The following is a 5,922-nucleotide window of genomic DNA, read 5'->3' as shown; positions in this document are numbered from 1 at the left end:
TTTATGCAACGGTGACTGACCCAGCGCATTCGCGAGCAAGCCCGCTCCCACAGTTTAAAGCCGGTTCCTTCAGGATCATCTCTGAGCGGTTCCCCAAATGACCAAACTGCCTACCGCCATCAACCTGCACAAAGCCTCCAGGACCCTGGGCCTCACCTACGGTCCCGACGAGGTGTATCAACTGCCCGCCGAATTCCTTCGCGTGCACTCCCCCTCCGCCGAGGTCCAGGGCCACGGCAAACCGATCCTGCAATTCGGCAAGCTCAATGTCGGCTTGACCAAGATCGAACCCGCCGGCCAATACGCACTGAAACTGACCTTCGACGATGGCCATGACAGCGGATTGTTCACCTGGGACTACCTCTATCAACTTGCCGTGCGTCAGGACGCGCTGTGGGCTGACTATCTTGCCGAGCTGAAAGCCGCCGGAAAAACCCGCGACCCGAGCCAGTCGGTCGTGCGGCTGATGCTCTAGCCCAGGCCTCTTGCTCATTAGTGGGCATTTTCTAATTCCATCTGCTTGAATGCCCCTCTGTCGTGGCCAACGATTGGCCCGCTTGCGAAAAAAATTAAACTCGGGTAACCAATGGAACTGGCAAGTTCCCTGCATTTGACGATGCGGTATTAACGGTCACCCGAGCAGTAGTACCAGGCTGTGCTGTGTGGCAAGTAGTGGTACACAGCGGTACCCGGTACTCGTCTGTCGGACAATGGAGCGTCGTAGATGAGTAACAAGAACAACGATGACTTGAAACGCCAGGCCTCGGAAAACACCCTGGGGCTGAACCCGATCATCGCGTTACGGAAAAAGGATTTACTGGCATCCGCTCGGATGGTGCTGACCCAGGCCATCAAACAACCGTTGCACAGCGTCAAGCATGTCGCCCATTTCGGCGTCGAATTGAAGAACGTGGTGTTCGGCAAATCACAGCTGACACCCGAGGCCGACGACCGTCGTTTCAACGACCCGGCGTGGACCCAGAACCCGCTCTACAAACGTTACCTGCAAACCTACCTGGCGTGGCGCAAGGAGCTGCACGACTGGATCGGTGACAGCAACCTGTCGGAACACGACATCAGCCGCGGCCACTTCGTCATCAACCTGATGACCGAAGCCATGGCGCCCACCAACAGCGCAGCCAACCCGGCGGCGGTCAAACGCTTCTTTGAAACCGGCGGCAAGAGCCTGCTGGATGGCCTGTCCAACCTGGCCAAGGACATGGTGCACAACGGCGGCATGCCGAGCCAGGTCAACATGGGCGCCTTTGAAGTGGGCAAGAGCCTGGGCACCACCGAAGGCGCCGTAGTGTTTCGCAACGATGTGCTGGAGCTGATCCAGTACCGGCCGATCACCGAGCAGGTGCACGAACGCCCGCTGCTGGTGGTGCCGCCGCAGATCAACAAGTTCTATGTATTCGACCTGAGCCCGGACAAGAGCCTGGCGCGCTTCTGCCTGCGCAATAACCAGCAGACGTTTATCGTCAGTTGGCGCAACCCGACCAAGGCCCAGCGCGAGTGGGGCCTGTCGACCTACATCGAGGCGCTGAAAGAAGCGGTCGATGTGGTGAGCGCGATCACCGGCAGCAAAGACATCAACATGCTCGGCGCCTGCTCCGGCGGCATCACCTGCACCGCCCTGCTGGGCCACTACGCGGCGCTGGGCGAGAAGAAGGTCAACGCCCTGACCCTGCTGGTGAGCGTGCTGGACACCACTCTGGACACCCAGGTGGCGTTGTTCGTCGACGAACAGACCCTGGAAGCAGCCAAGCGCCATTCCTACCAGGCCGGTGTGCTGGAAGGCCGCGACATGGCCAAGGTGTTTGCCTGGATGCGCCCCAATGACCTGATCTGGAACTACTGGGTCAACAACTACCTGCTGGGCAACGAGCCACCGGTGTTCGACATCCTGTTCTGGAACAACGACACCACCCGCTTGCCGGCCGCGTTCCATGGCGACCTGATCGAACTGTTCAAGAACAATCCCTTGGTGCGGGCCAATGCCCTGGAAGTGTGCGGCACGCCGATCGACCTGAAGCAGGTCACTGCCGATATTTATTCTTTGGCCGGCACCAACGACCACATCACACCGTGGCAGTCCTGCTACAAGTCGGCGCAGCTGTTTGGCGGCAAGGTGGAGTTTGTGCTGTCCAGCAGCGGGCATATCCAGAGCATTCTGAACCCGCCGGGCAATCCCAAGTCGCGTTACCAGACCAGCGATACGATGCCGGGCAAGGCCCTGGACTGGCAGGAGAACGCCACCAAGCACACCGATTCGTGGTGGTTGCATTGGCAGGCGTGGCAGGCGGAGCGGTCGGGCAAGTTGAAGAAGGCGCCTGCGAACCTGGGCAACAAGACTTATGCAGCGGCGGAAGCGGCGCCGGGCACTTATGTACATGAACGATAAAGCACACACACTTTTGTGACTGGAACGGTATCAACTGTGGGAGCGGGCTTGCTCGCGAAGGCGGTGTGTCAGTTGATGCATCTAGAGACGGATTCACCGCCTTCGCGAGCAAGTCGAATCGTCGCACCGCCGCTCCCACACTGACCGAGTTCCGACAGGGAATAGCGCGCCACTTTGCAGGGTAAGCCCATGCCGCAACCGTTCATCTTCCGTACCATCGACCTGGATGGCCAAGCTATCCGCACGGCGGTACGCCCGGGCAAGCCTCACTTGACGCCGCTGCTGATTTTCAATGGCATCGGCGCCAACCTTGAGCTGGTGTTTCCGTTCGTCCAGGCCCTGGACCCGGACCTGGAAGTGATTGCCTTTGATGTGCCAGGCGTCGGCGGCTCGTCGACCCCCAGCCGGCCTTATCGCTTTCCCGGCCTGGCCAAACTCACCGCGCGCATGCTCGACTACCTGGACTATGGCCAGGTCAACGCGGTGGGCGTTTCCTGGGGCGGCGCGCTGGCGCAGCAGTTCGCCTATTACTATCCGGAACGCTGCAAGAAGCTGATTCTGGCCGCCACCGCCGCCGGTGCCTTCATGGTGCCGGGCAAGCCGAAGGTCTTGTGGCTGATGGCCAGCCCCCGGCGTTATATCCAACCGTCCCACGTGGTGCGCATTGCACCGATGATCTACGGCGGCTCCTTCCGTCGGGATTCGAAACTGGCCGCCGAACACGCGAGCAAAGTGCGTTCGGCGGGCAAGCTGGGTTACTACTGGCAACTGTTCGCCGGACTTGGCTGGACCAGCATCCACTGGCTGCACAAGATCAAGCAGCCGACCCTGGTGCTGGCCGGCGACGACGACCCGCTGATCCCGCTGATCAACATGCGTATGCTGGCCTGGCGTATTCCCAACGCCCAATTGCACATCATCGACGACGGCCATCTGTTCCTGATTACCCGGGCCGAGGCCGTGGCGCCGATCATCATGAAGTTTCTCCAGGAGGAACGCCTGAGGGCGGTGATTCACCCGCAACCCGCACTTTAGACGGCGGCGGTCAGGACGACCGCGCCGCGCAACTTGGCCAGAACCGACTATGGTTCTGAATTGGCGTGCTTGTTGATGGCTTGACGAAGGAGTGTTGGCGCATGCGAGAAAGACCCGTATCGAACCCGGTGCCCACACCCGCCGCGTTCATCAATATTGAAAGTGCGATCACCGGCCTGCGCGGCCGGGATTTGCTCTCGACCCTGCGCAGCGTCGCCGCACACGGCCTGCGCAATCCGGTGCACACCGCCCGCCACGCCTTGAAGTTGGGCGGGCAATTGGGCCGCGTGCTGCTCGGGGAAACGGTGCACGAGCCGAACCCGAAGGACAGCCGCTTCGCCGACCCGACCTGGCAGCTCAACCCGTTTTATCGGCGCAGCCTGCAAGCCTACCTGAGCTGGCAAAAACAGACCCGCCACTGGATCGACGACAGCAACCTCAGCGCCGACGACCGGGCCCGGGCGCACTTTGCCTTTGCCCTGCTCAACGATGCGGTGTCGCCATCCAACACCCTGCTCAACCCGCTGGCGATCAAGGAGCTGCTCAACTCCGGCGGCAACAGCGTGGTGCGTGGCGTCAGCAACCTGTTCGACGACCTGCTGCACAACAACGGCTTGCCGCGCCAGGTCACCAAGCAGGCCTTTGAAGTCGGCAAGACGGTGGCCACCACACCCGGTTCGGTGGTGTTTCGCAATGAACTGCTGGAGCTGATCCAGTACAAGCCCATGAGCGAAAAACAGTACGCCAAGCCGCTGCTGGTGGTGCCGCCGCAAATCAACAAGTACTACATTTTCGACCTGAGCCCGAACAACAGCTTCGTCCAGTTCGCCCTGAAAAATGGCCTGCAAGTGTTTATGGTCAGCTGGCGCAACCCGGATGTACGCCACCGCGAATGGGGCTTGTCCACCTACGTCGCGGCTTTGGAAGAAGCGCTGAACGTAACCCGCGCAATCACCGGCGCCCGCGAGGTCAACCTGATGGGCGCCTGCGCCGGTGGCCTGACCATCGCCGCGCTGCAAGGCCATCTGCAGGCCAAGCGCCAGCTGCGCCGCATCTCCAGCGCCAGCTACCTGGTGAGCCTGCTGGACAGCCAGATCGACAGCCCCGCCACCCTGTTCGCCGACGAACAGACGCTGGAAGCCGCCAAGCGCCGCTCTTACCAGCAAGGCGTACTCGACGGCCGGGACATGGCCAAGGTATTCGCCTGGATGCGTCCCAACGACCTGATCTGGAACTACTGGATCAACAATTACCTGCTGGGCAAGGAACCGCCGGCCTTCGACATCCTGTACTGGAACAACGACAACACCCGCCTGCCCGCCGCGCTGCATGGCGACTTGCTGGACTTCTTCAAGCACAACCCGCTGAGCCATCCCGGCGGCCTGGAGGTGTGCGGCACGCCTGTCGACTTGCAGAAGGTGACGGTGGACAGCTTCAGCGTGGGCGGCATCAACGACCACATCACGCCGTGGGACGCGGTGTACCGCTCCACCCAGCTGCTGGGCGGCGACAAGCGCTTCATTCTGTCCAACAGCGGGCATGTCCAGAGCATCCTCAACCCGCCGGGCAACCCCAAGGCCAACTACGTCGAGAACCTCAAGCTGAGCAGCGACCCGCGCGCCTGGTACTACGACGCCAATCATGTCGAGGGCAGCTGGTGGCCCAACTGGCTGGCGTGGATCCAGCAGCGCTCCGGTGTGCAGCGCGAAACACTGACCGCCCTGGGCAACCAGAATTACCCACCGATGGAAGCGGCGCCGGGCACCTATGTGCGGGTCCGCTGAGCCCCACGACGACTTTAAGAAGACTGGATGAAGACCCGCGACCGTATCCTTGAATGTGCCTTGCAGTTGTTCAACCACAAGGGCGAGCCGAACGTGTCGACCATGGAGGTGGCCAATGAAATGGGGATCAGCCCCGGCAATCTCTATTACCACTTCCATGGCAAGGAACCGTTGGTGCTCGGGCTGTTCGAGCGCTTTCAAAACGAATTGGCGCCGTTGCTCGATCCGCCGGAAGACGCACAACTGGCGGCCGAGGATTACTGGCTGTTCCTGCACCTGATCGTGGAGCGCATGGCGCACTATCGGTTTCTGTTCCAGGACCTGTCGAACCTGGCGGGCCGCTTGCCGAAACTGGCCAAGGGCATCCGCAACCTGCTGACGGCGCTCAAGCGCACGCTGGCCTCGTTGCTGGCCCGCCTCAAGACGGATGGGCAACTGGTCAGTGAAACCCAGGCGCTGGGGCAGTTGGTGGAACAGATCACCATGACCTTGCTGTTTTCCCTGGACTACCAGCGGATTCTCGACCGAGAAGGTGAGGTGCGGGTGGTGGTGTACCAGATCATGATGCTGGTGGCCCCACATCTGCTGATGCCGGCGAGGCTGGCGACAGAGAGGTTGGCGCTGCGCTACCTGGACGACGCGGACTAAAATGTGGGAGCGGGCTTGCTCGCGAAAGCGGAGTGTCAGTCAATACATGTG

At 61.2% G+C, this 5,922-nt stretch carries 5 protein-coding genes; all 5 read left to right on the top strand.

Translation table 11 applies throughout. The features are described from left to right. Positions 1-97: 97 nt before the first annotated feature. The 5 genes from ACW9I6_RS30155 to ACW9I6_RS30135 all read left to right on the top strand — a co-directional run bounded on the left by ACW9I6_RS30155 (position 98) and on the right by ACW9I6_RS30135 (position 5,871). Positions 98-475: a gamma-butyrobetaine hydroxylase-like domain-containing protein gene (locus ACW9I6_RS30155; RefSeq protein WP_003209319.1), complete on the top strand. Its 378-nt coding sequence runs from the start codon at positions 98-100 to the stop codon at positions 473-475. Between the two features lie 249 nt (positions 476-724). After that, complete coding sequence (gene phaC / locus ACW9I6_RS30150; RefSeq protein ID WP_102605853.1) at positions 725-2,404, top strand: class II poly(R)-hydroxyalkanoic acid synthase; 1,680 nt, start codon at positions 725-727, stop codon at positions 2,402-2,404. A 189-nt stretch (positions 2,405-2,593) separates the two neighbouring features. Continuing rightward, positions 2,594-3,439, top strand: a complete 846-nt coding sequence (gene phaZ, locus ACW9I6_RS30145) for a poly(3-hydroxyalkanoate) depolymerase (RefSeq protein ID WP_457340156.1) — start codon at positions 2,594-2,596, stop codon at positions 3,437-3,439. A 101-nt stretch (positions 3,440-3,540) separates the two neighbouring features. Then, a complete protein-coding gene (gene phaC / locus ACW9I6_RS30140; protein ID WP_003209314.1) occupies positions 3,541-5,223 on the top strand; it encodes a class II poly(R)-hydroxyalkanoic acid synthase in 1,683 nt (560 codons plus the stop codon). A 27-nt stretch (positions 5,224-5,250) separates the two neighbouring features. Beyond that, positions 5,251-5,871 carry a TetR/AcrR family transcriptional regulator gene (locus ACW9I6_RS30135; protein ID WP_003209312.1) on the top strand — a complete coding sequence of 207 codons (621 nt, stop codon included), beginning with the start codon at positions 5,251-5,253 and terminating at the stop codon, positions 5,869-5,871. The last annotated feature ends 51 nt before the right edge of the window (positions 5,872-5,922 follow it).

This window comes from Pseudomonas sp. SDO5522_S412 (assembly GCF_054071215.1).
The sequence above is the reverse complement of the archived record's forward strand: the minus strand, read 5'-3'. Positions and strand labels throughout refer to the sequence as shown.

Bases quoted from the DNA above. Each gene is read 5' to 3' on its own strand.
- ACW9I6_RS30155 (WP_003209319.1), top strand. From the start codon at position 98: ATGACCAAACTGCCTACCGCCATCAACCTGCACAAAGCCTCCAGGACC.
- phaC (WP_102605853.1), top strand. From the start codon at position 725: ATGAGTAACAAGAACAACGATGACTTGAAACGCCAGGCCTCGGAAAAC.
- phaZ (WP_457340156.1), top strand. From the start codon at position 2,594: ATGCCGCAACCGTTCATCTTCCGTACCATCGACCTGGATGGCCAAGCT.
- phaC (WP_003209314.1), top strand. From the start codon at position 3,541: ATGCGAGAAAGACCCGTATCGAACCCGGTGCCCACACCCGCCGCGTTC.
- ACW9I6_RS30135 (WP_003209312.1), top strand. From the start codon at position 5,251: ATGAAGACCCGCGACCGTATCCTTGAATGTGCCTTGCAGTTGTTCAAC.